Raw genomic sequence first — 26,163 nt, forward strand, 5'->3', positions numbered from 1 at the left:
AGGCGCCGAGCGTAGTAGCACGAGCGGGTCACTTCAAACACCTTGCACAGCCAATCAACCGGCTCGTGGATGCTCAACTGGTCAATCAGCGCGAACGCTCGAGATCTTCCGACATCAAGAGCGCGGTAGCCTTTTTTAAGATCGACTTTTCCCGCTCAAGGCGAGCAATTCGGGCTTCCAGCTCTTGGATTTTCTGCTGCTCCGGGGTCAGCGCTTTGCTCTGCGGAGTGACGCCCGTGCGTTCTTGCTGCACCTGGTCGACCCATCGGCGCAAAGCCGACTCGCCGACACCAAGCGAGCGGCTGGCCTCAATGAAGCTGTAATCCTGCTTGAGAACGAGGTCGGCAGCCTCGCGTTTGAATTCAGGGGAAAAGGTACGGCGTTGCTTGGTCATCAGACACCTCTCTGTGGCGAGCATTCTCGCCTAAATGGGTGTCCGGAATCATTAGACCACTACATTCCGCCAGAAACACGAAAGCCGCGCAGTGCGCGGCTTTCTTGTTTGGTGGGCCCAGTAGGACTCGAACCTACGACCAAGGGATTATGAGTCCCCTGCTCTAACCAACTGAGCTATAGGCCCTCAGTAGGACGCGGATTATAGCGACGGTTTCCGTGCTGTGCCATCCGAAAAGTCTGAAACCCGCATATGAAGAAAAGTCTCGGCAAAAAGCTCCGGCGGCAGTGGCAGGCTGACGATGTAGCCTTGCATCTGTTCGCAGCCTTCGGCGGCCAGGAAGGCTTGTTGTGCGGGGTTTTCCACGCCTTCGGCGATGATGGTGAATTGCATGCTGTGGCCCAGGGCGATGATGGCGCGCACGATGGCGGCGTCGTGGGGGTCGTCGGGCAGGCCGCGCACGAAGGACTGGTCGATCTTGAGGAAATCCAGTGGCAGGCGCTTGAGGTAGCTTAGGGATGAGTAGCCGGTGCCAAAGTCATCGATGGCCAGTTGCACGCCCAGGTGCTTGAGTTGGTGCAGCACTTCGAGGGCTTCTTCGGCCTGGCTCATGATGAAGTTTTCGGTGATCTCCAGTTGCAGGCAGCCGGGCTCCAGGTGGTAGTCGTGCAGCAGTTGTTCGATGCGCGCGAGCAGGTTGGGGTGACGCAGTTGGGCGCCGGCGAGGTTGACTGACAGGGGGCCGAAGTCGTTGAAGGCGTGTTTCCAGGTGTGCATCTGACGGCAGGCCTGTTCCAGTACCCAGTCGCCAATCTGCAGGATTGTGCCGTTCTCTTCGGCCAGGGCGATGAAGTGTTCCGGCGGCACGTCGCCAAACGTCGGGTGGTGCCAGCGAATTAAGGCTTCGGCGCCGATCAGTTCCTGGGTGGCCAGGCTGAGCTTGGGTTGGTAGTACAAAAACAGCTCTTCACGTTCGATGGCGCGACGCAGTTCGTGCTCGAGGGCCACGCGTTCGTTGGCCTGGGCGGTGAGGTCGCGGGTGTAGCTCTCGACACGGTTGCGGCCTTTGGCCTTGGAGCGGTACATCGCGGCATCGGCGTTTTTGACCAGGGTGGCGACGTCGGTACCGTCCTGTGGGTAAAGGCTGGTGCCGATGCTGGCGCTGATAAAGAACTCATGCTCGCCGGCCTGGAACGGCGGGGTGAAGCAGGCGAGCAGTTTATTGGCCAGGTGTTCGGCATCGCTGGCTTGTTGCAGGCCGGGCAGCAAGATGATGAATTCGTCGCCGCCCAGGCGTGCCACGGTGTCGATGTCGCGCAGTTGCTCCTTGAGGCGCACGGCGATGTCCTTGAGCAGCAGGTCGCCGACGGGGTGGCCGAGGCTGTCGTTGATATGCTTGAACCGGTCCAGGTCGAGGAACAGCACGGCGCCCTGGCTACCGGTTTCTTCCTGGCTAATGAGGGCGGCTTGCAGCCGGCTTTCAAACAGGGTGCGGTTGGGCAGGCCGGTCAGGGGATCGTGGTGCGCCTGGTAGTCGAGGCGAGCCTGGGCGTGCTTGAGGCTGGAGATATCGGCAAATACGGCAACAAAATGCGTGATCAACTGGTCGCGGTTGCGCACGGCGCTGATGGTCAGCCAACTGGGGTACAGCTCGCCGTTTTTGCGACGGTTGGAAATCTCGCCCTGCCAGTGGCCGTGGGCTGTCAATTGATGCCACATCGCCGCATAGAACGCGCTGTCATGCAGGCCGGAGGCGAGCAGGCGCGGCGTGCTGCCAAGGGCTTCGGCTTCGCTGTAGCCGGTGATCTCGCTGAAAGCGCGGTTGACGGCGCTGATGTTCTGCCGGGTGTCGGTGATCAATACGCCTTCGGCGGTGCTCTCGAACACGGTGGCGGCCTGTTGCAGTTTTTCCTGCATCACTTGGCGTTCGGTGATGTCGCGGGCGATGGTCAACATGCAGTCTTCTTCGCCGATGGGCAGCGGGCGGCTGGACACTTCGCACAGGCGAATCAAGCCGTCGGCGCGGCGGATACGGCAGACGAAGTCACGCACAAAACCGTCGCGTTGCATCAATTCCAGCAGGTGTTTGCGTTCGTTGAGGTCGACCCAGATGCCCAGGTCCAGGGTCGACTGGTCGAGCGAGTTCGCACTGCTAAAGCCCGTCAGGCGGGTGAAGCCTTCGTTCACTTCAATCAACAGCCCATCGCGCTGGCGGCTGAGCAGCAGACCGTCGGGTGAGGCGTGGAAGGCCTTGGCGAATTTCTCTTCGGAGGTTTGCAGCAGTTGCTGGGTTTCCTTGAGTTGGGTGATGTCACGCACCGCCACCACCAAGGCTTCGGTGGTGTCGAGCTGGAACGGTTCGGCGGAGATCAGCCCGGTAAACGCCTGGCCATTGCTGCGCAGAAACGGCATTTCCAGGTTGCGGATGCTGGTGGTCTGCACACGTCGCAACAGGTCGGGGCCGACGCCTTGAACGCCCCAGATATTCAGCTCGGTGGCGGTTTTACCCACGACTTGTTCGGCGCTTAACCCAATCTGGTCCTCGAATGCCTTGTTCACCTCCAGCAGGCAGCCATCAGAGAGGCGGGCGATGACCAGGATGTCCGGGCATTGCTGAAACACCGAGGCAAACTTCTCTTCGGAAAGCTGCAACGCCTCTTCAGTGCGTTTGGCTTCGCTGATATCGATCATCAAACCGCGTAACACCGGCTCATGGCCGTGCTCGATCAGGCTGACGATGTCACGCACCCACAAGCAGCGGCCGTCGGCGGTAATCACCCGATAATCGAGGCTGTGATCGCGGTTGGCGCGGGTTTCCTGGTAGCAGAATGCCTCGGCACGGGTCAGGTCGGCGGGGTGGATGATGTTGCGCCAGAAACCTGGAATCAACCAATGGGCGCGGGGATAGCCCAGCAGGTCTTCGGCGTGGGGCGACACGTAGCTGTAGGTGAAGTCGGTGATGCTGGCTTCCCAGGCAATCGCGGACAGGCTCTCTACCAGGCCGCGATAGTGGTATTCGCTGCTGCGCAACTCTTGCTCAAGGGCGACCCGCCGGGCAATTTCCGAGCTGAGCCGGCGGTTGATGCGAATCACGATGGCCAACACAGTGCTCAACAGCAGCACCGCCGGCAGGCCGTACATCAGCAAGTCGGCCCAGAAGGTGCGGTGATCGGTGAAACTGCCGACCCAGTGTTGCTGGATCGCATCGGTTTCGTCGGAGCTGAGGTCGGCGAGGACTTTGTCCAGAATGCCCACCAGTATTTTCTGATCGCGTGGCACGCCCATAGCCAATTGATAGCGGTAGGGTGTTTCGCCGCTGACGTATAAACCGTCCAGCTTGAGTTGGCGCAGGCTCCAGACGCTGGAAGCGAGGTCGCTGACAACCGCATCCACTTCATCGGTGGCCAGGGCTTGCAGCGTTGAGCTGACGTTCGGCATGGCCACCAGGTTGAGGTCGGGGTGGTGAGTGCGCAGTAATTCGTGCGGCGCGTAGTTTTCCACCACCGCGATCTTCAGGCCGTACAGGTCTTTGAGGTTGCGCGGTTTTGCGCCACCCTCATGGGCAAGGATGACGATCGGGAAGTCCAGGTACGGGCGCGTAAAGGCCACGTAATTCTGGCGCTCGGGCGTCGACATGATGCCGGGGAGCAGGTCGAGCTGGTTGTTTTTCGCCTGTTCGAGGACAGCGGTCCAGTTTGCCGGTTCGATCAGCTTGATCCGCACGCCCAGGCGGTCCTGGATCAGGCGTACATAGTCGGCAGCGAGGCCTTGATAACGGCCATTTTCATCACGGTATTCGAAGGGCGGCCAAGAAGCGTCCACCCCCAGGCGCAGCTCCTGATGGTCCGCCAGCCAGCCACGCTCATCATCAGTAAGAGTCAACGCGCCAGCCGTTGCGGTCCAGGCGAGCAGCGACAGCAGCATCACGGTCGGCAGTCTGGGCATAACGGTCTCGTTATGGCACGGGGAATCTGTCGAGTGTAGACGGGCATTTAGGGGGAGGGGGGCTGCGGGGGAAGTTAATCTGTAGAAATTAATCTATAGAAAACAAAACCCCCGGGCTGGGCCGGGGGTTCTGGTATCACTCGTCGAGGAAGGAGCGTAGATGCTCGCTTCGCGTCGGGTGGCGCAACTTGCGCAGCGCCTTGGCTTCGATCTGACGGATCCGCTCGCGGGTCACGTCAAACTGCTTACCGACTTCCTCAAGGGTGTGGTCGGTATTCATGTCGATGCCGAAACGCATGCGCAGTACCTTGGCTTCACGGGCAGTGAGGCCGGACAGTACGTCGCGGGTCGCTTCTTTAAGGCTCTCAACAGTGGCGACATCGATTGGCGACTGCATGGTCGAGTCTTCGATGAAGTCACCCAGATGGGAGTCTTCGTCATCACCAATCGGCGTTTCCATGGAGATCGGCTCTTTCGCGATCTTCAATACCTTGCGGATTTTATCCTCAGGCATCTCCATGCGTTCGCCCAGCTCTTCCGGGGTCGGTTCACGACCCATTTCCTGCAACATCTGCCGGGAAATACGGTTGAGCTTGTTGATCGTCTCGATCATGTGCACCGGAATACGGATGGTGCGGGCCTGGTCGGCGATCGAGCGAGTGATCGCCTGACGGATCCACCAGGTGGCATAAGTCGAGAACTTGTAGCCGCGACGGTATTCGAACTTGTCCACCGCCTTCATCAAGCCGATGTTGCCTTCCTGGATCAGATCGAGGAATTGCAGGCCACGGTTGGTGTACTTCTTGGCGATCGAGATCACCAGACGCAAGTTCGCTTCAACCATCTCTTTCTTCGCGCGGCGGGCCTTGGCCTCACCGATCGACATGCGACGGTTGATGTCTTTGATTTCAGCAATCGTCAGACCGGTTTCGGTCTCAAGCGCGGTCAGCTTCTGCTGGCAACGGATGATGTCCGGCTGCAGGCGACCAATGGCTTCGGCGTATTTCGCCTTGCCTTTGGCCAGCGCGTCGGTCCAGCTTTCGTCGACTTCGTTGCCCGGGAACTGGCGCAGGAAGTCGGCACGCGGCATACGTGCATCACGTACACACAGCTGCATGATTGCGCGTTCTTGCGCACGCAGACGTTCAAGGGCACTGCGAACACGCTCAACCAGGCCTTCGAATTGCTTCGGTACCAGCTTGATCGGCATGAACAGCTCAGCCAGGGCCACCAGCTCGGCAATCGCCAGCTTGTTGGAGCGACCGTGCTTTTTCAGGGCCTTGCGGGTGATTTCCATTTGATCGGAAACCGCACCGAAACGCTGGGCTGCGATGATCGGGTCCGGGCCGCTTTCAACTTCATCTTCGTCGTCGCTGCTGGCTTCAGCATCGTCGTCTTCGGTGTCGTCGTCGGCTTTCGCGGCTTTCGCATCGACAGGCGGCGGCACTTCGGCGGCAGGCGGCGCAATGCCGTCGTCCGGGTCGATGTAACCGCTCAGAACGTCAGACAGGCGGCCACCTTCGGTGGTGACGCGAGTGTACTCGGAGAGAATGTGGTCAACCGTGCCAGGGAAGTGCGCGATTGCGCCCATCACTTCACGGATACCCTCTTCAATACGTTTGGCGATTTCGATTTCGCCTTCACGTGTCAGCAGCTCGACGGTACCCATTTCACGCATATACATGCGCACAGGGTCAGTCGTGCGACCGATGTCGGTCTCCACCGCTGCCAGCGCGGCCGCCGCTTCTTCAGCAGCTGCCTCGTCGGTATCGGAGTCGGCCAACATAAGGGCGTCCGCATCCGGAGCACTCTCGTGTACGGGGATCCCCATGTCATTAATCATGCGGATGATGTCTTCCACCTGCTCTGGATCTGAAATATCCTCAGGCAGGTGATCGTTGACCTCTGCGTAAGTCAGATACTTCTGCTCACGACCAAGGGTGATCAACTCTTTGATACGAGACTGTTGTTGCGCTTTTCCGGACATAACACCCTATCCACTGAAGGTCTTGGCGGGCAAAAAACAAGCCGAGGATTATACCCGAGCTATGACCTCACACGCCAGCTGAGGTCGGGTTAGATGTACAAACATTCTGTTTTAAGAGGTCGCGCATCTGTTTTGCTATCTGAATTTGCTCTTCAGCCGATAAACCCGGCTGCCTTGCACGCTTGATCAGCTCATCCAGGGTCTGCGTGTGCTGACCTGCGGATAACCTAGTAATGGTGTCTAAAAACTGTTGTTCAAGGTTGTCGCCGTCAATTAGCCACTCCTTTTCCGCCAGTGCTTTAAGCAAGCGTCCCTGTTCGGTGCCGTGCCAACGAGCCATCAATTGAATTGAGTTTAGCTTAGGATTTTTCTGCACCGCCTCGATCAAGGCGATCAGTACCTGAGCGTAAGTGTTGCTCTCGTTGGCAAAGTGATCGGCGCTCTCAACTTTTTTTGCCAATTGCGGGTGGTGAATAAGTGTTCTCAGTGCAATGAGCGTTGGAGCTTCGACGGCGACAGGAGTTCGCGGCGCGTATGCCTCGTCGCGGTCACCGCGTTTGCCGTTCTTGTTCCAGGGTTTCTTGTCCCATTTTTTACCGCCGGCGCCGGGCTTCTTCGGTGTCCACTCCTGCTGGGGCGCGTAGGCCTCCTGCGGTTGGTGGAAGTCGGAATAGTCCGGCATGGCGTCGTAGTCCATGCCTGGGTCGTAGGCCGGTGGCGCTTCCTGCGGTGCGCTGTGCACCAGCTGGCTGACGGCCTCGCCACTCAGGCCGGTGATTTCCAGCAGGCGCATGCGCATCAGTGATTTCAGGTTGGCGCCCGGCACTTTGTCGATCAGCGGCGCTGCGAGGGTGGCCATGTGGGCCTTGCCTTCGAGGGAGCGCGGGTCGGCTTCTTCGGTCAGTTGCTGGAAGAAATAGTCCGCCAGCGGCTGCGCGTGTTGATTGATGCGGGCGCGGAAGGCGTCGGTGCCTTCGGAGCGCACCAGGGTGTCCGGGTCTTCGCCTTCGGGCAGAAACAGAAAGCGCGCGCGGCGCCCGTCCTGCAGGCTCGACAGCGTGGCTTCGAGCGCACGCCAGGCGGCGTTACGACCGGCCTGGTCGCCGTCGAAACAGAACAGCACGCTGGGCACCACGCGAAACAGGCGCTTCATGTGTTCTTCGCTGGTGGCGGTGCCCAGGGTGGCGACGGCATTGCGCAGGCCCTGCTGGGCCAGCGCGATCACGTCCATATAGCCTTCCACCACGATGATTTCATCGAGGTTGCGATTGTTTTTGCGCGCTTCAAACAGGCCGTAAAGTTCCTGGCCCTTGTGAAATACCGGGGTTTCCGGGGAGTTCAGGTATTTAGGCTTGTCATCCCCGAGTACCCGGCCACCAAAAGCGATGATACGGCCACGGCTGTCGCGGATCGGAAACATCACGCGATCGCGGAAGCGGTCATAGCGCTTGCCGGTCTCGGCGTTTTCCACCAGCAGGCCGGCATCGATCATGGCCTTTTGCTGCAGCGTATCGCTGCTCAGATGCTTGTACAGGTTGTCCCAGCCCGGCGGGGCGAAACCCAGGCCAAAATCCCGGGCGATCTCACCGGTCAGGCCGCGGCCCTTGAGGTACTCGACGGCGGCCTTGCGCTGCGGATGGCTTTTAAGCGCCTGGCGATAGAAGTCGGCAGCGGCGGTCAGCAGTGGGTACAGCGGCGAATCGGTGGGTTGTCGCGGTTTGTGCGCGCGGCCACTTTCTTCGCGGGGGATTTCCATGCCGGCGGCTTTGGCCAGTTCCTCGACGGCCTGGGGGAAGTCCAGGTTGTCGTGGTCCATGATAAAACCGAGGGCATTGCCGCCTGCGCCGCAGCCGAAGCAGTAGTAGAACTGCTTGTCTGGGCTGACGCTGAATGACGGGGTTTTTTCTTTGTGGAACGGGCAGCAGGCAGTGTAGTTCTTGCCGGCCTTCTTCATTTGCACGCGTGAGCTGACAACATCGACGATGTCGGTGCGGTTAAGAAGGTCGTCAATAAAACTCTGGGGAATCAGCCCGGCCATGGCGTTCTCGTCATCACTGCGTGTAAATGAGGGCCCGTGAAGCGTTCAAGCGCACGTATCGAGTGCTTGAACATCTGTTGTCTGCATGGGGAGTGTATCTGCCGAGCATTCACTGACGTTAGTTTCTATCAGTCTTCGGCTTTGAAATGTTGCCCTGGCGTCCGGTGTTGGCCAGTAGTGGCCTCGGAAACGCCTTGATGGGCACAGCCGACACAGTTGATCGTCTGTTTGTAAAATTAAGTGTGCTCGTCAGTAGCCTTGTTAGGCTCGTCAGAAGAGACGCGCACCGCTGGCAGAAGCGCCAGTCCTGACGTGTGAAGCAGTGTCTCGGTCGCGTGTGCGGCGTCGACGGTGAAGCATCAAGCGATATCCGCAAATGCCAACAGCCCGGCTGAGGGCCGGGCTTGGCAGAAGCTTGCTACGTAAGTCTGTGTATTAGTACAGACGAACGGCGCGGCGCTGTTCGCGCTGAACTTTCTTGGCGTGACGCTTAACAGCGGCTGCTGCTTTACGCTTACGCTCAGAAGTTGGCTTCTCATAAAATTCGCGGCTACGAACTTCAGCCAGAACACCGGCTTTTTCGCAGGAGCGCTTGAAACGACGCAGAGCTACGTCGAAGGGTTCGTTCTCTTTTACTTTGACGGCTGGCATCCAGAGCTACCTTCTTTCATTACCGGGAATCAACGTTCTCGTCGCAAAAAATTCGCGGCTGAGGTCGTCGGTTTTTAAGGGTTGCGGATGTTAACCCCTCATTGACCGGAATGCAAAGCCTCTGATCGAAAACCGCTAGTCGGGAGGGGGAGTGGCGACTATTATGCGCGCCTTCGAATTCAGCCTCTACAAGGCGCAAACCCATGCTAGTACTGGGACTTGAAACCTCCTGCGACGAAACCGGTGTCGCACTTTACGACAGTGAACGCGGGCTTTTGGCCGATGCACTGTTCAGTCAGATCGACTTGCACCGCGCCTATGGCGGGGTGGTGCCGGAGCTGGCCAGCCGCGATCACGTCAAGCGCATGCTGCCCTTGATTCGCCAGGTGTTGGACGAGGCCGGTTGCGTGCCGACCGAGATCGACGCAATTGCCTACACCGCAGGCCCCGGATTGGTTGGAGCCCTTCTGGTTGGGGCCTCTTGCGCCCAGGCGCTGGCCTTTGCCTGGGGTATTCCCGCCCTCGGTGTGCACCATATGGAAGGCCATTTACTGGCACCGATGCTGGAAAAAACACCGCCGCAGTTCCCGTTCGTCGCTTTGTTGGTTTCCGGTGGTCATACGCAGTTGGTTCAGGTGGATGGCATCGGCCAATACACGCTTTTGGGGGAGTCGCTGGATGACGCCGCCGGCGAAGCTTTCGACAAAACCGCGAAGATGATGGGCCTCAATTATCCCGGTGGCCCGGAAATCGCGCGGCTGGCCGAAAAAGGCGTGCCGGGGCGCTACACCTTCCCGCGCCCGATGTGCGATCGCCCAGGCCTGATGTTCAGCTTCAGCGGCTTGAAAACCTCCGCGCTGAACACGTGGCAGCAAAGCGTCAGCGCCGGGGACGACAGTGAGCAAGCCCGTTGCGACATCGCGCTGGCGTTCCAGCAGGCCGTGGTAGAGACTTTGACCATCAAGTGCAAGCGCGCCCTGAAACAGGCAGGCATGCAGCGCCTGGTGATCGCAGGCGGTGTCAGTGCCAACAAGGCGTTGCGCGCCTCGCTGGAAAAAATGCTCGGCGACATGAAGGGCGATGTGTTCTATGCGCGCCCTGAGTTCTGCACCGACAATGGCGCGATGATTGCCTACGCCGGTTGCCAGCGCCTGCAGGCCGGGCAGCACGAAAGCCTGGCGATCAGCGTGCAGGCACGCTGGCCGATGGAGCAGCTTTCACCGCTTTAGGCGGTTTGATCTGAACCGGGCTCATCAACGGTATTTAAAAATGCCGTTCGCGCCCGGCAAACAGGTCGCGTAAATTGCCGCGGTGGCGCCACACGATCAGCAGTGTCAGTACGCTCATCGGCAGCAACGCCGCCGGTGCCTGCCAGGCCAGCAACGGCAGGGTGAGTGGTGTGGCGATCAGGGCGGCCAGCGAGCTGGTTCGGGTCAGGTAGAACGTCAGCAGCCAGGCCAGCACGGCCAGCAGCGCTGCCGGAGGGTAAACCCCCAGCAGCATACCGGCCGCGGTCGCGACGCCTTTGCCGCCGCGAAAACGGAAGTACAGCGGAAACAGATGGCCCAGGACGGCGCACACGCCCACCCAGGCCTGCTGTTGCAAGGTAAGGCCGGCGAAGCTGGCGATCAGTACGGGCAACAAACCCTTGCAGAGGTCGCCCAACAGCGTCAGTACGGCAAGTTTCTTGCCGGCCAGGCGCAACATATTGGTGGCGCCGGCATTGCCTGAGCCACTCATTCGCGGGTCGGGATTTCCCGTCAGGCGGCTGAGCAAAATGGCGAAGGACAGCGAGCCGAGCAGGTAGGCGAGAATCGCCAGTAACCAAAACATGCTAACTATTCCGGGCGAGGACGCCCTGATTCTAACGGGGCAATGCGCCCTTGTCGTGCTGCGGAGAAGAGCTTGGACAGAGTGTTTATCGAAGGCCTGGAAGTCGACACCGTAATCGGGGCCTACGACTGGGAGCGCGGCATCAAGCAATGCCTGCGCCTGGACCTTAGCTTCGCCTGGGACAATCGCCCGGCCGCCGCCGGTGACGACCTGACCCTGGCGCTGGATTACGCCAGTGTGTCCACGCGTATCCAGGCCTTTGCCGAGCAATCCCAGTACCAGTTGGTGGAAACCTTTGCCGAGCGGTTGGCCGAAGTGCTGATGAACGAATTCCAGATTCCCTGGCTGCACCTCAAATTGACCAAGCCCGGCGCCGTACCGGCGGCCAAAGGCGTGGGCGTGGAGATCGAGCGCGGATGTCGCTAACTCAGGTTTACCTTGGCCTTGGCAGCAATATCGAGCGAGAGCCGCACCTGCGTGCCGGCCTGGACGCGTTGGCGGGTTTCTTGACCGACGTACGCTGCTCCGCGGTATTTGAAAGCCAGCCTGTGGGCATCAAGAGCGGGCCATTCTTCAACCTTGTCGTGTCGGCGTATACCGACCTGCCGTTGATGGAGCTCGATCGCCGGTTGAAATTCATCGAGGCCGACAACGGTCGTTATGCCCCGGACCGCAAAGGGCTGCCGTTGGATATCGATGTGCTGCTGTACGGTGACCTGGTGGGGAATTTCGACGGTTTGATCCTGCCACGCGCAGAGATCCTGAAGAATGCTTTTGTGCTGTGGCCGTTGTCGTTGATGGCGCCGGATCGTGTACACCCTGAAGTCGATAAGACAATGGCCGAGTTATGGCGCGATGCCCAGATCGACCAGGTGCTGGCGCCTGTCGGGTTTGAATGGCAGGGCCAGCAGTTGACCCCGGCGGGTCTGCTGTAGCCGCCGATGCGCCTGGCTTGACCGGATTCAACTGTGGGAGCGGGCTTGCCCGCGAAAGCGGTGGGTCAGTCAGCATCAATGTTTACTGTGCCGACGTCTTCGCGGGCAAGGCCCCTCCCACACGTTTTGCGCTTAACTGAATGGCATTGATGTAAGCCCGTCTGCCACACAGAGTAACGACTACAGGTTGTGGTGTTCTTTGTAGGCCTTGAGTACCTTAAGCCGCTCACGCTTGAGCGCCTCGCCCAGCTCCGGGCCTTTGAAACCTTTCTCCAGCAAGGGCGCCACCGGTACTTCGCGAGCCGCCTTGGCTGCGCCGCGTAAATAATCCGCCTGTGGATAACTTCTCTGCTCCAGGCCCTTGCGGCCCCGGGCGTCCATTTCACAACTCACCACAAACTCTTCAAAGCGCTGCGGCCGGCGATACACGTCAAAACTCTGCAGCAACTCCAGCAATGTCGAGGCTTTGAGCTCCAGCGCGCGGTGGCCATGGGTATGATATTGGCCGACCAGCAGCGCCAGTTCCTGGCAATCCTTCGGCACCTTGAAGCGTTCGTTGACTGCCTTGATCAGCTTCAAACCCGTGTGTTCGTGGGCAATATGCTGCGGCAATTTATCCACAGGCGTCAGGCCTTTACCCAAGTCGTGCAGCAGGCAGGCCCAGCGCACGGTCAGCGGCTGGTGATGCAAGGCGGCCTGTTCGAGCACGCTCAAGGTATGGATGCCGGTGTCTATTTCCGGGTGATGGGCGGCAGGTTGCGGCACGCCAAATAGCGCATTCACTTCGGGCATCAGGGTTTTCAGCGCGTCGCAGTCGCGCATTACCTGAATAAACACTTGAGGCTGATCCTCCATCAGCGCCCTGGAAATTTCTTTCCAGATGCGCTCCGGAGTCAAGGCTTGCAGTTCGCCGGACTCGCTGAGTTGGCGCATCAATTCCAGGGTTTGCGGGGCCACGGTAAAACCCAGGTGGGCATAACGCGCAGCGAAGCGCGCAACACGCAGCACTCGCAAGGGATCTTCGGCGAACGCAGGGGAAACGTGGCGAAGAATGCGCGCTTCAAGGTCGCTCTGACCGCCATAAGGATCGGTCAGGTTGCCGTCATCATCCTCGGCCATGGCGTTGATGGTCAGGTCGCGGCGAATCAGGTCTTCTTCCAGCGTCACCTCGGGGCTGGCGTGAAACACAAAGCCGCCATAACCTCGACCGCTCTTGCGTTCGGTGCGGGCCAGGGCGTATTCGTCGCCGTTCCTGGGGTCCAGAAATACCGGAAAGTCAGCGCCGACCGGCTTGTAGCCTTTGGCGAGCATTTCTTCAGTGGTCGCCCCCACCACAACGCGGTCAATATCGGTGACCTTGAGGCCGAGCAGGCGATCACGCACCGCACCGCCGACTGTGTAGATTTTCATGAAAAAGCCTCCATTAGCGGCACAGGATACCGCCTGTGCCGGGCCAATGGAGGCTTTGCTGTTTCAGAGATGTACGACGGCCAGGTCCAGGCGGCCGTAGTCGTTATCGTTGTGGTCGGTGCGTGGTGGCACATGGTGGGTTTTCATCACCTGATCGCCCTGCAGGGTTTCCAGGTGAATGTCGAAGCCCCACAGCCGGTGCAGGTGTTTGAGCACTTCTTCGGTGGATTCGCCCAAGGGTTTGCGGTCGTGCTGCTGGTGACGCAAGGTCAGCGAGCGGTCGCCGCGTACGTCGATGCTGTAGATCTGCACGTTGGGCTCACGGTTGCCCAGGTTGTACTGCGCCGCCAGGGTTTCACGGATGGTGCGGTAGCCGGGTTCATCGTGGATGGCAGGCACCACCAGATCATCCTTGAGGTCGTCATCGAGAATGCTGAACAGCTTGAGGTCGCGAATCACCTGGGGTGACAGGTACTGCAGGATAAAACTTTCATCCTTGAAGCTGCTCATGGCGAACTTGATGGTCGACAACCAATCACTCCCGGCGATTTCCGGGAACCAGCGGCGGTCTTCTTCGGTGGGGTGTTCACACATGCGCCGGATGTCCCGATACATGGCAAAGCCCAGCGCGTACGGGTTGATGCCGCTGTAATACGGGCTGTCGAAACCTGGCTGGAACACCACGCTGGTATGGGAGGTAAGGAACTCCATCATGAAGCCGTCGGTGACCAGGCCTTCGTCGTACAGGTCGTTCATCAAGGTGTAGTGCCAGAACGTCGCCCAACCTTCGTTCATCACCTGGGTCTGGCGCTGTGGATAAAAGTACTGGGCGATCTTGCGCACAATCCGCACGATCTCCCGTTGCCATGGCTCCAGCAGCGGTGCGTGTTTTTCCAGAAAATACAGGATGTTTTCCTGAGGTTCGGCGGGGAAGCGTGCATTGTCCTTGTCGCTGTTTTTACCGGCCTTTTTAGGAATCGTGCGCCACAGGTCGTTGATCTGCTTTTGCAGGTGCTCCTCACGCTCCTTCTGGCGCAGCCGTTCTTCCTCGGCAGAAATCGGATACGGGCGTTTGTAGCGGTCGACGCCGTAGTTCATCAGCGCGTGGCAGGAGTCGAGCAAGTCCTCTACCGCGTCGATCCCATGGCGCTCCTCGCATTGCATGATGTACTGCTTGGCGAACACCAGGTAATCGATGATCGAACTGGCATCGGTCCAGGTGCGGAACAGGTAGTTGCCCTTGAAAAAACTGTTATGCCCGTAGCACGCGTGGGCCACCACCAGCGCCTGCATGCAGATGGTGTTTTCTTCCATCAGGTAAGCGATGCACGGGTCGGAGTTGATCACGATCTCGTAGGCCAGGCCCATCTGGCCACGGGTGTAGGACTTCTCGGTACTGAGGAAGTGTTTGCCGTAGGACCAGTGGTGGTAGCCCAAGGGCATGCCGACCGAGGCGTAGGCATCCATCATCTGTTCGGCGGTGATCACTTCGATCTGGTTGGGGTAGGTGTCCAGGGCATAACCCGCCGCGATGCGGCTGATTTCCCGGTCATAGGCCTGGATCAGTTCAAAGGTCCACTCGGAGCCGGTGGAAATGGGTTGGCGCTTATGCTCTTTTTTGGCGGTCATGTCACTAACCTGCGCTGGAAGAGTTCACGGAAGACCGGGTAAATATCGCCGGCCGAGACCAGTTGCTGCTGGGCGAACGTATCGGCGAAGGCTTCGCCGATGCGCTCGTATTCGAACCACAGTGCCTGGTGCTCACGAGGGGTGATTTCGACGTAGGTGTAGTACTGCACAAACGGCATGATCTGGTTGATCAGGATGTCGCGGCAGATCGGCGAGTCATCGTTCCAGTTATCGCCGTCGGAGGCTTGCGCGGCGTAGATGTTCCACTCATTGGCGGGGTAGCGCTCGGCCATGATTTCCTGCATCAGCTTCAAGGCGCTGGACACAATGGTGCCGCCGGTTTCCCGCGAATAGAAAAACTCTTCTTCGTCCACTTCCCGGGCGCTGGTGTGATGGCGGATGAACACCACGTCGATCTTGTCGTAGTTCCGCTTAAGGAACAGGTACAGCAGAATAAAGAAGCGCTTGGCAATGTCCTTGGTGGCCTGGGTCATGGAGCCGGACACGTCCATCAGGCAGAACATCACCGCCTTGGAGCTGGGGTTGGGTTGCTTGACCAGCAAGTTGTATTTCAGATCGAAGGTGTCGAGGAACGGCACGCGGTGAATGCGCGCGCTGAGTTTCTCGATTTCCGCCTCGATTTGCTGGATATCGCCGAAGTTATCCGGCTCTTCACGCTTTAAACGCACCAGTTCTTCCTTGGCTTCCTTCAGTTTGGCGCGGCTGCTACCGGACAATGCGATACGCCGTGCATGGGCCGAGCGCAGCGTGCGAATGATGTTGATGCGGGACGGGTTGCCCTCGTTGCTGATCCCCGCGCGCACGGTCTTGAAGGTGTCGGTACCGGTCAGGTTGCGTTTGACCAGGTTCGGCAGTTCCAGGTCTTCAAACATGAACTCCAGGAACTCTTCCTGGGTGATCTGGAACACGAACTCGTCCATGCCTTCGCCGGAATTACCCGCTTTGCCTGGGCCTTTACCGCCGCCGCCACCTTGGGGACGCTGGATGTGCTCGCCGGTGGTGAACTCCTTGTTGCCGGGGTGCACAACGGTCTGTTTGCCGCCCCGACCGTGATGCAGCACCGGTTCGTCGATGTCGCGTCCGGGAATGCTGATTTGCTCGCCATGCTCCATGTCGGTAATGGAGCGGCGGCTGACGGCCTCTTCGACGGCCTTTTTGATGTGGTCACGGTAACGCCGCAGGAAACGCTGACGGTTTACCGTGCTCTTGTTCTTGCCATTGAGGCGTCGGTCGATCACATAGCTCATGGGGAGCCCTCCGGGCAGCTTCACGTTACAAGCTTCAAGCCGCGAGCTGGAAGCTTAGAGACAAGCGGTCGGCCGCCAGGCCATAAGCCTGGCAGCACGCGCCTGTCGCTGCCTTACTGCGATTTGCGCACCCGCAGATACCACTCGGAGAGCAGCCGTACCTGTTTGTCGGTGTAGCCGCGTTCGACCATGCGTGTAACAAAGTCGTTGTGTTTTTGCTGGTCCTCCTTGCTGGCCTTGGCGTTGAAGCTGATAACCGGCAGCAGGTCCTCGGTGTTGGAGAACATTTTCTTCTCGATGACCACCCGCAGTTTCTCGTAGCTGAGCCAGGTAGGGTTCTTGCCGTTGTTGTTGGCGCGGGCGCGCAGCACGAAGTTGACGATTTCGTTGCGGAAATCCTTCGGATTGCTGATGCCGGCCGGTTTTTCGATCTTCTCCAGTTCCTCGTTGAGGGCCACGCGGTTGAGGATCTCGCCGGTTTCCGGGTCGCGGTACTCCTGGTCCTGAATCCAGAAGTCGGCGTACAGCACGTAGCGGTCGAAAATGTTCTGGCCGTACTCGCTGTAGGACTCCAGGTACGCAGTCTGGATTTCCTTGCCGATGAACTCGATGTAGCGCGGCGCCAGGTATTCCTTGAGGAAGCGCAGGTAGCGTTCGCGGGTTTCGGCCTGGAATTGCTCCTGTTCGATCTGCTGTTCCAGCACATAGAGCAGGTGCACCGGGTTGGCGGCGATCTCGTGTGGGTCGAAGTTGAAGACTTTGGACAGGATCTTGAATGCAAAGCGTGTCGACAGACCGTTCATGCCCTCGTCCACGCCCGCCGTATCGCGGTACTCCTGGATCGACTTGGCTTTCGGATCGGTGTCCTTGAGGTTTTCGCCGTCATACACGCGCATTTTGGAGTAGATGTTGGAGTTTTCCGGCTCCTTGAGGCGCGAGAGCACGGTGAACTGGGCGAGCATCTTCAGGGTGTCCGGCGCGCAATGCGCCTTGGCGAGGGAACTGTTGAAGAGCAGCTTGTCGTAGATCTTGATCTCATCGCTGACCCGCAGGCAGTAAGGCACCTTGACGATGTAGATCCGGTCGATGAAGGCTTCGTTGTTCTTGTTGTTGCGGAAGGTGTGCCATTCCGATTCGTTGGAGTGGGCCAGCAGGATCCCGGTAAACGGAATCGCGCCCAAGCCTTCGGTACTGTTGTAGTTACCCTCTTGGGTGGCGGTGAGCAGTGGGTGCAGCACCTTGATCGGCGCCTTGAACATCTCCACAAATTCCATCAGGCCCTGGTTGGCCCGGCACAGTGCGCCCGAGTAGCTGTAGGCGTCGGCGTCGTTCTGTGGGAATTCTTCCAGTTTGCGGATATCGACCTTGCCTACCAGCGCCGAGATGTCCTGGTTGTTCTCGTCGCCGGGCTCGGTCTTGGCCACGCCGATCTGGTTGAGGATCGACGGGTAGAGTTTCACCACGCGGAACTGGCTGATGTCGCCGCCAAACTCCGACAGGCGCTTGGTGGCCCATGGCGACATGATGGTGTTGAGGTAGCGGCGTGGGATGCCGAAGTCTTCTTCGAGGATCGCGCCATCTTCCGTGGCGTTGAACAGCCCCAGAGGCGACTCGAACACCGGCGAGCCCTTGATCGCGTAGAAGGGCACCTTCTCGATCAGTTGTTTGAGCTTTTCCGCCAGGGACGACTTGCCGCCGCCGACCGGGCCGAGCAGGTAGAGGATCTGTTTCTTCTCTTCCAGGCCTTGGGCGGCATGCCGGAAGTAGGAGACGATCTGGTCGATGCATTCTTCCATGCCGTGGAAGTCTTCAAAGGCCGGGTAGCGGCGGATCACCTTGTTGGAGAATATTCGCGACAGGCGCGAATTGTTCGAGGTGTCTACCAGCTCCGGCTCACCAATCGCCAACAGCAGGCGTTCGGCGGCAGATGCGTAGGTGCTGCGGTCCTTTTTGCACAGCTCGAGATACTCCTGCAGGGTAAGTTCTTCCTGCTGGGTGGACTCAAAGCGTTGTTGGAAGTGGCTAAAGATACTCATGACGTCGTCACCTCGCTCGATACGTGGAGCCGACGCCGGATCAATCAGTCGATGCTGGCAGCCCTTGGCAATCGCCACTGGCTGTTTTCCCCCCAGAACACCCTGAAACGCTACCGATGACCCGCACGCCGGTGTACCGGCTCTCCCCTGATTCGGATGGCCTGCGCTTAAGGATAGTTCGGAATCCGGGAGGTCAAGGCGCGATGCGCAATTAGTTTAGCTGCGCCGTTCGTCAGAAACGGCGCAAGCCCAAGCGTCACGCGGGGTAGCGGGGTGTGAAAAAAATTATTGCGAATCGCCAGAGGCAATTTCTGCAGGATAGGTCGTGCGCCACAGCTCAAAGCCGCCGTCCAGGCTATAGACGTCGGAGAAGCCCTGGCTGATCAGATAGGCCGCTGCACTCTGGCTGGAATTGCCGTGGTAGCAGGCCACGATCACTGGCGCGTCGAGGTCGGCCGCGCGGATGAAGTCTTGGATGTTGTGGTTATCCAGGTGCTGCGCGCCACTGATGTGGCCTGCTGCATAGGTCGGCTGGTCGCGAATGTCGACCACCACGGCGCCTTGCTCGCGCAAGGCCTGGGCTTGTTCGGGAGGGATACGTTTGAATTCGCTCATGGCGGGCTCCTAGGGCTTGGCGCCCGGCAGTGTGACAGAAGGGGGAGGTTCGCACTGGCAGCTCAGGCGCTCGCCGGTGTCGATGTTCATCAGGGTCATGGCGCCACCCCACACGCAACCGGTGTCGAGGGCGAACACGCCGGGTTCTTCGCATTCGCCTTCCAGGGCCGCCCAGTGACCGAAGATGATCTTCGTGTCACGGGTCTTGCGTTCCTTGTGGGCAAACCATGGCTTATAACCGGGCAGCGCAGTGTCGGCGCCTTCCTTGCTCTTGAGGTCCAGCTTGCCTTCGGCGGTGCAGAAGCGCATGCGTGTGAAGTAGTTGGTGATCACGCGCAGGCGGGCCACGCCGGTGAGGTCATTGTCCCACTTGACCGGCTCGTTGCCGTACATGCCGTCGAGGTAGGCGGTGTACAGGTTGTCATCGGCCAGGGCAATTTCGACTTCGGCGGCACACTTGAGGGCTTTCTTCAGTGTCCATTGGGGCGGGATGCCAGCATGCACCAAGGCCATGTTGCGGCCTTCGTCGTAATGCATGAGCTTTTGGCGGCGCAGCCAGTCCAGCAATTCAGTTCTGTCCGGCGCTTCCAAGATCTCGCGCAGGGTGTCGCCTTTTTTCAAGCGTTCGATGTTATTGCCGGCCGCCAGCAGGTGCAGGTCATGGTTGCCCAGCACGCACACCAATGAATCGCGCATCTTATAAAGAAAGCGCAGGGTCTCGAGGGACTCGGGGCCGCGATTGACCAGATCGCCGACCAGCCACAAGCGGTCGCTCGTCGGGTTGAAGGCTACGCGCTCCAGCAGGCATTTGAGGGGTTCCAGGCAGCCTTGCAGGTCACCGACCGCGTACGTCGTCATCAGTGCAGGGCTCCGGGCACTGCGAGGCGAAACGGCGCGATGATGGCGTCGAACAGTTTTCCGTCGGTGGCTTTCATCTGATATGAGCCCTGCATGGTGCCGACCTTGGAGGTCATCACTGTGCCGCTGCTGTAGGTATGGCTGGCGCCGATGTCGATCAACGGCTGCTGACCAACCACGCCGGCACCACGCACTTCCTCGACCTGGCCGTCGCCATCGGTAATTACCCAGTGGCGCGACAGCAGTTTGGCCGGCACCTGCCCGTTGTTCTTCACCGTGATGGTGTAGGCAAAGGCATAACGGTTGTCTTCGGGGTGTGATTGGTCCGCCAGGAAGCGGGTGACGACGCTGACGTCGATCTGGTAGCGAGGATCGGACATGCAAGAGGCCTTAAGAGCAAAAGCGGAGGACAGCAGATGCGGATCAGTCTAGGCCATGAGCGGGGCACTAGGCCAGACATGTGTCGGGCAGCCGGCAAGCGTTATCGGTATAACGCCGCGCAAATGTGGGAGCGGGCTTGCTCGCGAAGGCGGTGCATCAGTTACACATTCGGTGACTGACACTGCGCATTCGCGAGCAAGCCCGCTCCCACATTGGATTGCATCGAGCTCTTACGGCCTATTCCACTACGGGCGCGGGCTGGATCGCAAGCTGATCAGCCAGGCGCACAAATGCGGCCAGGTCCAGCTGCTCGGGGCGCAGGCCGCCGTCGACGCCGGCGGCTTCGATCTCGGCGTTGCTCAACAGCGCCTTGAGGGTGTTGCGCAGAGTCTTGCGGCGTTGGTTGAACGCTTCGCGTACCACGCGCTCCAGCAGCTTGTGGTCTTTGGCCGGGTGCGGCAGCACCGCGTGCGGCACCAGGCGCACGATGGCCGAGTCGACCTTCGGCGGCGGGTTGAAGGCGCCAGGGCCGACGTTGAACAGGTGCTCTACGCGGCAATGGTACTGAACCATGATCGACAGGCGGCCCCAATCACCACCGCCTGGGCCTGCGGCCAAACGCTCAACCACTTCCTTTTGCAGCATGAAGTGCATGTCGCGGATGATCCCGGCGTTGTTCAGCAGGTGAAAAATCAGCGGCGTGGAGATGTTGTACGGCAGGTTGCCGACCACGCGCAGGCTGTTGGGCGCGGCGTTGAGGCTGTTGAAGTCGAACTTCAGCGCGTCGCCCTGGTGCAGGTTGAAGTTGGGCATGCCGGCAAATTGCTGGTTGAGGATCGGGATCAGGTCCTTGTCCAGTTCAACCACGTCCAACTGGCCGCCGCTGTTGAGCAGGCCTTGGGTCAAGGCGCCCTGGCCCGGGCCGATTTCCAGCAAACGGTCTTCCGGCTTGGCATGGATGGAGCGCAGGATACGGTCGATCACGCCAGCGTCGTGCAGGAAGTTTTGACCGAAGCGCTTGCGCGCCCGGTGTTGGTAATGCTCTGTCATATACGGGTCTCGGCCATCTGATAGGCGGTTTCCAGGGCCACGTGCAGGCTGCCGGTATCGATCTTGCCGCTGCCCGCCAGGTCCAGGGCGGTGCCATGGTCGACAGAGGTGCGGATGATCGGCAGGCCCAGTGTCACGTTGACTGCGGCGCCGAAGCCTTTGTACTTCAGCACGGGCAGCCCCTGGTCATGGTACATCGCCAGCACTGCGTCGCAGTGCTCCAGATATTTGGGGGTAAACAGAGTGTCTGCAGGCAATGGGCCACGCAGGTCCATGCCTTCTTGGCGCAGGCGCTCTAATGTCGGTTCAATGATGTCGATTTCTTCATGGCCCAAATGACCGCCTTCACCGGCATGCGGGTTGAGCCCACACACCAGGATGCGCGGTTGGGCAATGCCGAACTTTTGTTGCAGGTCGGCGTGCAGGATGCGTGTGACGCGCTCTACACGCTCGGCAGTGATGGCATCGGCGATATCGCGCAACGGCAGGTGCGTGGTTACCAGCGCAACCCGCAGGCCGCGCGTGGCCAGCATCATCACGACTTGTTCGGTATGGGTCAGATCGGCGAGAAATTCGGTATGGCCGGAAAAGGCAATGCCGGATTCGTTGATCACGCCTTTATGCACCGGGGCGGTGATCATGCCGGCGAAGTCGCCGTCGATGCAGCCTTGGCCGGCACGCGTCAGGGTTTGCAGTACAAATGCCGCGTTGGCTTTGTCCAGTTGCCCGGCTACCACCTTGGCTGCCAGCGGCGTGTTCCACACATACAGGCTGCCGGCCGGGGCGGGCAGGTCGGGCCAGTTGCCCGGCGCCACGTCCAACAAGGTGACAGCCACACCCAGCTGCGCGGCCCGCTCAAGGAGCAGGTCGCGGCTGGTAATGGCAATCAGGGGGTGTGGCTGAGGGTGCGAGGCGAGCAGCAGGCACAGGTCTGGACCAATGCCGGCCGGCTCGCCGGGTGTTACCGCGAAACGCTGGGGTTTCACTGTGCTGCCTGGTCGGTGCCTGTTTGCTCGGCGCCTGGCAGCTTGTTCTCTACGTAGGCTTCGTCACGGATCTGACGCAACCAGGTTTGCAGCTCTTCGTCGTACTTGCGGTTACGCAGCACGGTCAGGGCTTGTTGCTCGCGGGCCTGGGTGGTGTTGTCGGTGGCGCGACGGCCAAGGACTTCCAGGACGTGCCAGCCATATTGAGTCTTGAACGGCTTGGAAAGAACGCCTTGCGGGGTCTTGGCCATGACTTCCTGGAACTCCGGCACCAGCGCTTTCGGGTCGATCCAGTTCAGGTCGCCACCGTTGAGGGCGGAACCCGGGTCTTCCGAGAAGCTCTTGGCCAGGGTGGCGAAGTCTTCACCGCCTTCGATGCGTTCATAGATCTTCTGGGCCAGCTCCTTGGTTTGCGCCTCGGTGCGGATTTCGCTTGGTTTGACCAGGATATGACGAACATGCACTTCGTCTTTCAGCGAGGTCTCGCCGCCGCGTTTGCCGAGCAACTTGAGGATGATGAAACCGCCTGGCGTACGCGCCGGCTGGGTGATGTCACCCACATTCATGGCGCTCAGCTCACGGTCGAACGGAGGTGGCAGTTGCGCGGCTTTACGCCAGCCCATGTCACCGCCGTCCAGGGCGTTGTCGCTGCCGGACATGGCGATGGCCGTCTGGGCAAAGTCAGCACCGGCTTTCAGGCGATCATAAATAGCCTGGGTTTTCGCCGCAGCGGCATTGAGCTGCTCGGAGCTGGCGCTGTCCGGGGTTGGAACCAGGATATTGGCCAGGTGCAGTTCTTCGGAGAGCTGCATCTTGCCCAAGTCCGAGGCCAGGAAGTTCTTCACTTCCTGCTCAGACACCTGAACCCGCTCCGCTACACGGCGCTGACGCACACGGCTGATGATCATTTCACGCTTGATCTGGTCACGGGCGTCTTCATAAGACAAACCGTCGTGGGCCAGGGCAGCCTTGAACTGGTCAATGCTCATGTTATTGCGCTGAGCGATGGTGCCGACGGCCTGGTTCAGTTCTTCGTCCGAAATACGGATGCCGGAGCGCTCGCCGATCTGCAGTTGCAGGTTTTCGACGATCAGGCGCTCAAGTACCTGTGGGTCCAGCACGCTGGTAGGCGGTACGCCGCCGCCACGTTTGGCGATGGTTTGCTGAACTTCCTTGACCCGTTGGTCGAGTTGGCTCTGCATGATCACGTCGTTATCGACGATGGCCACTACCTTGTCCAGCTGTTGAACCGCAGCGTGCGCCGATGCGGCCCCCAGGAACAGCGCGCCCAGCACTAGCGGGCGCAAGCAATCAGAAAGCTTGGTCTTCACGTTCACGATAACCTTCAATGCCTTTGTCGAGGAAGCTCTCTACCTTGGCGCCGGTCAGGCCGCCGAGTCCTTTGAGGACGATCTGGAAGAAGAGCCCGTGGTCACCCTTTTCGTTAAGCGGGGCGATCTGGCTGTATTCGTCGTTGGAAACCCAGTAACGGTTGATGACGCGCAGTTTCCAGCAGCAGTTGTCGTACTCGAAACCACCGAAGGCTTCCAGCGTACGGTTGCGGGCATAGTCATACTGCCAGCGGGTGATCAGGTTCCACTGCGGAATGATCGGCCACATCATCGAGAAGTCGTGTTGCTGGATTTTGTAGTAATCCTTCACGAAGTTCGCGTCGCCTGGTTGCCCGTAGTCACCACCGAACTGCCATTTGCCGGTCAGCTGGTTGTAGACCACTTGGTCGTTGCGATAGCGATAGCCGACGTTGATGATCTTGTTCGGGTTGTCTTCCGGCTGGTAGTGAAGCATTGCACTGCCGGAGCGGGTGCTATGTTCTTCGGTGTCCCAGTTGAAGTCGGCTGTGGCGCGCCAATCGCGGTTGTAGCGGTATTCGTATTCCAGGGCAACAGGCGACACGTCGGACTGTGCGTCGGAGCGGTCGGAAGCAAGGACGCCCGGCAATTGAACCTGGCGATCCTTGAAGTACACCGCCTGACCTACGGACACACGCTGACGTTCGAAGCCGTTGTCTTCAATCCAGCGGCTGGTCACGCCCAGGGACAGCTTGTTCTCATCGCCAATCCGGTCGGTGCCGCTGAAGCGGTTGTCGCGGAACAGCGAGGAGTAGCTGAACGAGTATTCACTGGTGTCGAATACCGGGATATCGCTCTGGTCCTTGTTAGGCACATAGAGATAGAACGCGCGCGGTTCCAACGTCTGGCGATAGTCCTTGCCGAACCAGTTGGTATTGCGGTCGAAGTACAGGCCGCTGTCGATACTGGCGATTGGAATAGCGCGGTCCTGGGAGCTCTTGAAGTCGCCACCAGCATAAGGATTAGCCGCAGTCGATGCCGCTTGTTGCGCGATGATCTGGTTCTTACCGGTGCTGTCCAGGTCAAGATCGTACTTGGTGTACACATACTTGAGCTTCGGCGTAATAAAACCGTAGGTCCAGTTCATCGGGTAATCAACAGCCGGCGCGACGTTCAGTCGAGTACCGTTGGCACGGGTCAGGCCCCTAACAAAAGTATCGAGGCGAGGCGTAACCAGGTTGTTCTCATCGGTAAAGTTGCCGTTTTCCAGGTCACGATCAAACCGAACAGCTTCGGTTTCATAGGTGAAGTTCACACCACCTGGATGGTACGGCAGCATCCCGTTGAAGGTGATCTGCGGCAACCGGTTGTAGGGGGTGATCTGGGAAATCGTCGCGAGCTGGTAAGCCTGCAGGTTCAGGCGCGCCTGATAGGAGTCGCCGCGGTAAGTGACGGCGCCCTGCTGGTTGACGAAATCTCGAGGCTGGATGCCTTCCTGATAAGTCTTGAGGTCCTGGAAGAAGTAAGGGTCGCTGATGTTGGTGTAGTCGACCTGGGTCGATACTCGCGAATCCAGCCCGCCTTTGTGCTGCCAGTTGAGCATGTAACGGGTTTTTTCGTAATCAGTCTGATTCTTGCGCTCGTCGCTGTCGTCGTTCAGGTACGCGCCGCCGAACTGACCTTCGCTGGACTTGGTGAGGTAGCGGAATTCGCCCTCAACCATCATGCCGCGTTTGGTCATGTATTGCGGGTACAACGTGGCGTCGTAGTTTGGCGCCAGGTTGAAGTAGTACGGCGTGACCAGTGTGAAGCCGGTTTCGCTGCCGGTGCTGAAGCTTGGCGGCAGGAAGCCGGATTGACGACGGTCGTCGATCGGGAAGTAGATGTACGGGGTGTAGAGGATCGGGATGTTCTTGATCCGCAACGTCGCGTTGGTGGCCGTACCGAAACCGGTGGCCGGGTTCAACGTGATGTTGTTGCCCTTGAGCTGCCAGGCGTTGCTGTCCGGCTCGCAGGTGGTGTACGTACCGTCCTTGAGACGGATGATCGCGTTTTCGGCACGTTTGGCGTACAGCGCGTTACCGCGAACGCGCGATTTGTGCAGCACGTATTCGGCGTTGTCGATCTGGGCCGCGCCGGTATCGAGCTGCACCTCGGCGTGGTCGCCGACGATCAGGGCGCCGTTGTCGCGCAGACGCACATCGCCGTTCAGCTCGCCACGGTTCTCGGCCTGGTACAGGTTGGCTTCCTGAGCCTCCAGCTGCATGCTGCCCTGGCGCATGACGACGTCACCGGCCAGGGTCGCAACCTGCTGTTCCTGCTCGTAACGAGACACCTTGGCACCGATGAAGGTCGGCGAATCGCTTTTGTCCGTCTTGTCGTTCATGCCAGGACGGGTCGGCTCGATATACGCGCCGGAGCAATACGGGCCGGTCTCAGCCAGTTGGGCTGCGGTCAGCTTGTCGCGAGGCACCCAGTCCAGGTGGCTGTAGTCGGCACTGCGCGAACGCAGGCCACGGCCCTTGGACTCGGTGACCAGGGTGGTCTTCGGCTCGGCCGCAGCGCTGCCGCCAGCATCGGCTTGCGCCGTGCTGCCAGCGGCGCTGACGGCTGCACCGTCGTGCACCGGGCGCGGTGGTAATGGGGCTGCGGCGGTTTTTGGCGCGCAATCCCAGGCACCCGAAGCAGAGACTGAGCAGTCATACTGTTCCGCGGCGACCACGAATGAGGTGGCGAAAGGTTGCATGGCCAGCAGACTGCCGGTTACCAGCAACGGAAATTTTCTACGAAACGCGGGGGATTTCAATGCCATCTTATTAGTCCGGGCTTCCTGCGTG

At 59.6% G+C, this 26,163-nt stretch carries 19 protein-coding genes, 1 tRNA gene and 1 pseudogene; 3 read left to right on the top strand and 18 right to left on the bottom strand.

Going from position 1 to position 26,163, the window contains the following annotated elements; genetic code table 11:
• From BLV67_RS30520 to rpsU, 6 genes and pseudogenes are all read right to left on the bottom strand, one after another.
• A pseudogene (locus tag BLV67_RS30520) lies at nucleotides 1-394 on the bottom strand (transposase); the annotation flags it as partial.
• Nucleotides 395-503: 109 nt separating this feature from the next.
• Nucleotides 504-580: transfer RNA gene (locus BLV67_RS30525), tRNA-Ile, on the bottom strand.
• A gap of 15 nt (nucleotides 581-595) precedes the next feature.
• Nucleotides 596-4,339, bottom strand: a complete 3,744-nt coding sequence (locus BLV67_RS30530; RefSeq protein ID WP_069786300.1) for an EAL domain-containing protein — start codon at nucleotides 4,337-4,339, stop codon at nucleotides 596-598.
• Nucleotides 4,340-4,475: 136 nt separating this feature from the next.
• Nucleotides 4,476-6,326, bottom strand: coding sequence for an RNA polymerase sigma factor RpoD (gene rpoD, locus BLV67_RS30535; protein WP_017138049.1), 1,851 nt, complete (start codon nucleotides 6,324-6,326; stop codon nucleotides 4,476-4,478).
• Between the two features lie 67 nt (nucleotides 6,327-6,393).
• Nucleotides 6,394-8,364, bottom strand: a complete 1,971-nt coding sequence (dnaG, locus tag BLV67_RS30540; protein WP_069786299.1) for a DNA primase — start codon at nucleotides 8,362-8,364, stop codon at nucleotides 6,394-6,396.
• Between the two features lie 435 nt (nucleotides 8,365-8,799).
• Entirely contained in the window at nucleotides 8,800-9,015 is a 216-nt protein-coding gene (rpsU, locus tag BLV67_RS30545; RefSeq protein ID WP_002551877.1) for a 30S ribosomal protein S21, read from the bottom strand.
• A 203-nt stretch (nucleotides 9,016-9,218) separates the two neighbouring features.
• On the opposite strand from rpsU, the gene tsaD reads away from it, so the two are divergent.
• Nucleotides 9,219-10,244, top strand: coding sequence for a tRNA (adenosine(37)-N6)-threonylcarbamoyltransferase complex transferase subunit TsaD (gene tsaD, locus BLV67_RS30550; protein ID WP_056857844.1), 1,026 nt, complete (start codon nucleotides 9,219-9,221; stop codon nucleotides 10,242-10,244).
• Nucleotides 10,245-10,278: 34 nt separating this feature from the next.
• Here the strand turns inward: tsaD and plsY are convergent, their stop codons facing one another.
• Entirely contained in the window at nucleotides 10,279-10,848 is a 570-nt protein-coding gene (gene plsY / locus BLV67_RS30555) for a glycerol-3-phosphate 1-O-acyltransferase PlsY (RefSeq protein ID WP_056857845.1), read from the bottom strand.
• Between the two features lie 72 nt (nucleotides 10,849-10,920).
• Here plsY and folB point away from each other — a divergent pair, with 72 nt between their 5' ends.
• Complete coding sequence (gene folB / locus BLV67_RS30560) at nucleotides 10,921-11,274, top strand: dihydroneopterin aldolase (RefSeq protein ID WP_017138053.1); 354 nt, start codon at nucleotides 10,921-10,923, stop codon at nucleotides 11,272-11,274.
• Entirely contained in the window at nucleotides 11,265-11,783 is a 519-nt protein-coding gene (folK, locus tag BLV67_RS30565; RefSeq protein WP_065929392.1) for a 2-amino-4-hydroxy-6-hydroxymethyldihydropteridine diphosphokinase, read from the top strand. The genes folB and folK overlap by 10 nt, the downstream gene beginning before the upstream one ends.
• Nucleotides 11,784-11,963: 180 nt before the next feature.
• Here the strand turns inward: folK and BLV67_RS30570 are convergent, their stop codons facing one another.
• The 11 genes from BLV67_RS30570 to BLV67_RS30620 all read right to left on the bottom strand — a co-directional run bounded on the left by BLV67_RS30570 (nucleotide 11,964) and on the right by BLV67_RS30620 (nucleotide 26,138).
• On the bottom strand, nucleotides 11,964-13,193 hold the full coding sequence (locus BLV67_RS30570; protein WP_069786298.1) for a multifunctional CCA addition/repair protein: 1,230 nt from the start codon (nucleotides 13,191-13,193) through the stop codon (nucleotides 11,964-11,966).
• Between the two features lie 63 nt (nucleotides 13,194-13,256).
• Nucleotides 13,257-14,822, bottom strand: coding sequence for a SpoVR family protein (locus BLV67_RS30575; RefSeq protein WP_017138056.1), 1,566 nt, complete (start codon nucleotides 14,820-14,822; stop codon nucleotides 13,257-13,259).
• The gene (locus BLV67_RS30580; protein ID WP_065929390.1) at nucleotides 14,819-16,090 is read right to left on the bottom strand and encodes a YeaH/YhbH family protein; all 1,272 of its coding nucleotides are present in this window, start codon (nucleotides 16,088-16,090) and stop codon (nucleotides 14,819-14,821) included. Before BLV67_RS30580 ends, BLV67_RS30575 begins: the two co-directional genes overlap by 4 nt.
• Nucleotides 16,091-16,203: 113 nt before the next feature.
• Nucleotides 16,204-18,126 carry a PrkA family serine protein kinase gene (locus tag BLV67_RS30585; RefSeq protein WP_026013778.1) on the bottom strand — a complete coding sequence of 641 codons (1,923 nt, stop codon included), beginning with the start codon at nucleotides 18,124-18,126 and terminating at the stop codon, nucleotides 16,204-16,206.
• 285 nt (nucleotides 18,127-18,411) lie between these two features.
• Nucleotides 18,412-18,741 (bottom strand): thiosulfate sulfurtransferase GlpE, encoded by a 330-nt coding sequence (glpE, locus tag BLV67_RS30590; RefSeq protein WP_069786297.1) that lies wholly within the window; start codon nucleotides 18,739-18,741, stop codon nucleotides 18,412-18,414.
• A 9-nt stretch (nucleotides 18,742-18,750) separates the two neighbouring features.
• Nucleotides 18,751-19,599, bottom strand: coding sequence for a symmetrical bis(5'-nucleosyl)-tetraphosphatase (locus BLV67_RS30595; RefSeq protein WP_069786296.1), 849 nt, complete (start codon nucleotides 19,597-19,599; stop codon nucleotides 18,751-18,753).
• Nucleotides 19,599-19,979 carry a Co2+/Mg2+ efflux protein ApaG gene (gene apaG / locus BLV67_RS30600; protein WP_065929387.1) on the bottom strand — a complete coding sequence of 127 codons (381 nt, stop codon included), beginning with the start codon at nucleotides 19,977-19,979 and terminating at the stop codon, nucleotides 19,599-19,601. Before apaG ends, BLV67_RS30595 begins: the two co-directional genes overlap by 1 nt.
• 238 nt (nucleotides 19,980-20,217) lie before the next feature.
• Nucleotides 20,218-21,030, bottom strand: coding sequence for a 16S rRNA (adenine(1518)-N(6)/adenine(1519)-N(6))-dimethyltransferase RsmA (gene rsmA, locus BLV67_RS30605; protein WP_065929386.1), 813 nt, complete (start codon nucleotides 21,028-21,030; stop codon nucleotides 20,218-20,220).
• Nucleotides 21,027-22,016 (bottom strand): 4-hydroxythreonine-4-phosphate dehydrogenase PdxA, encoded by a 990-nt coding sequence (gene pdxA / locus BLV67_RS30610; protein ID WP_069786295.1) that lies wholly within the window; start codon nucleotides 22,014-22,016, stop codon nucleotides 21,027-21,029. Before pdxA ends, rsmA begins: the two co-directional genes overlap by 4 nt.
• Nucleotides 22,013-23,347 (bottom strand): peptidylprolyl isomerase, encoded by a 1,335-nt coding sequence (locus tag BLV67_RS30615; RefSeq protein WP_065929486.1) that lies wholly within the window; start codon nucleotides 23,345-23,347, stop codon nucleotides 22,013-22,015. Before BLV67_RS30615 ends, pdxA begins: the two co-directional genes overlap by 4 nt.
• Nucleotides 23,328-26,138 carry an LPS-assembly protein LptD gene (locus BLV67_RS30620; protein WP_069786294.1) on the bottom strand — a complete coding sequence of 937 codons (2,811 nt, stop codon included), beginning with the start codon at nucleotides 26,136-26,138 and terminating at the stop codon, nucleotides 23,328-23,330. Before BLV67_RS30620 ends, BLV67_RS30615 begins: the two co-directional genes overlap by 20 nt.
• Nucleotides 26,139-26,163: the final 25 nt, after the last annotated feature.

Origin of the sequence: Pseudomonas salomonii, from assembly GCF_900107155.1 — a bacterium.
Taxonomy (GTDB): Bacteria; Pseudomonadota; Gammaproteobacteria; order Pseudomonadales; family Pseudomonadaceae; genus Aquipseudomonas; species Aquipseudomonas salomonii.

Coding starts and splice junctions, on each gene's coding strand:
- rpsU (WP_002551877.1), bottom strand. CDS start 9,015: ATGCCAGCCGTCAAAGTAAAAGAGAACGAACCCTTCGACGTAGCTCTG.
- BLV67_RS30620 (WP_069786294.1), bottom strand. CDS start 26,138: ATGGCATTGAAATCCCCCGCGTTTCGTAGAAAATTTCCGTTGCTGGTA.
- plsY (WP_056857845.1), bottom strand. CDS start 10,848: ATGTTTTGGTTACTGGCGATTCTCGCCTACCTGCTCGGCTCGCTGTCC.
- glpE (WP_069786297.1), bottom strand. CDS start 18,741: ATGAGCGAATTCAAACGTATCCCTCCCGAACAAGCCCAGGCCTTGCGC.
- tsaD (WP_056857844.1), top strand. CDS start 9,219: ATGCTAGTACTGGGACTTGAAACCTCCTGCGACGAAACCGGTGTCGCA.
- BLV67_RS30585 (WP_026013778.1), bottom strand. CDS start 18,126: ATGAGTATCTTTAGCCACTTCCAACAACGCTTTGAGTCCACCCAGCAG.
- rpoD (WP_017138049.1), bottom strand. CDS start 6,326: ATGTCCGGAAAAGCGCAACAACAGTCTCGTATCAAAGAGTTGATCACC.
- BLV67_RS30580 (WP_065929390.1), bottom strand. CDS start 16,090: ATGAGCTATGTGATCGACCGACGCCTCAATGGCAAGAACAAGAGCACG.
- dnaG (WP_069786299.1), bottom strand. CDS start 8,364: ATGGCCGGGCTGATTCCCCAGAGTTTTATTGACGACCTTCTTAACCGC.
- folK (WP_065929392.1), top strand. CDS start 11,265: ATGTCGCTAACTCAGGTTTACCTTGGCCTTGGCAGCAATATCGAGCGA.
- BLV67_RS30575 (WP_017138056.1), bottom strand. CDS start 14,822: ATGACCGCCAAAAAAGAGCATAAGCGCCAACCCATTTCCACCGGCTCC.
- rsmA (WP_065929386.1), bottom strand. CDS start 21,030: ATGACAGAGCATTACCAACACCGGGCGCGCAAGCGCTTCGGTCAAAAC.
- apaG (WP_065929387.1), bottom strand. CDS start 19,979: ATGTCCGATCCTCGCTACCAGATCGACGTCAGCGTCGTCACCCGCTTC.
- BLV67_RS30595 (WP_069786296.1), bottom strand. CDS start 19,599: ATGACGACGTACGCGGTCGGTGACCTGCAAGGCTGCCTGGAACCCCTC.
- BLV67_RS30570 (WP_069786298.1), bottom strand. CDS start 13,193: ATGAAAATCTACACAGTCGGCGGTGCGGTGCGTGATCGCCTGCTCGGC.
- BLV67_RS30530 (WP_069786300.1), bottom strand. CDS start 4,339: ATGCCCAGACTGCCGACCGTGATGCTGCTGTCGCTGCTCGCCTGGACC.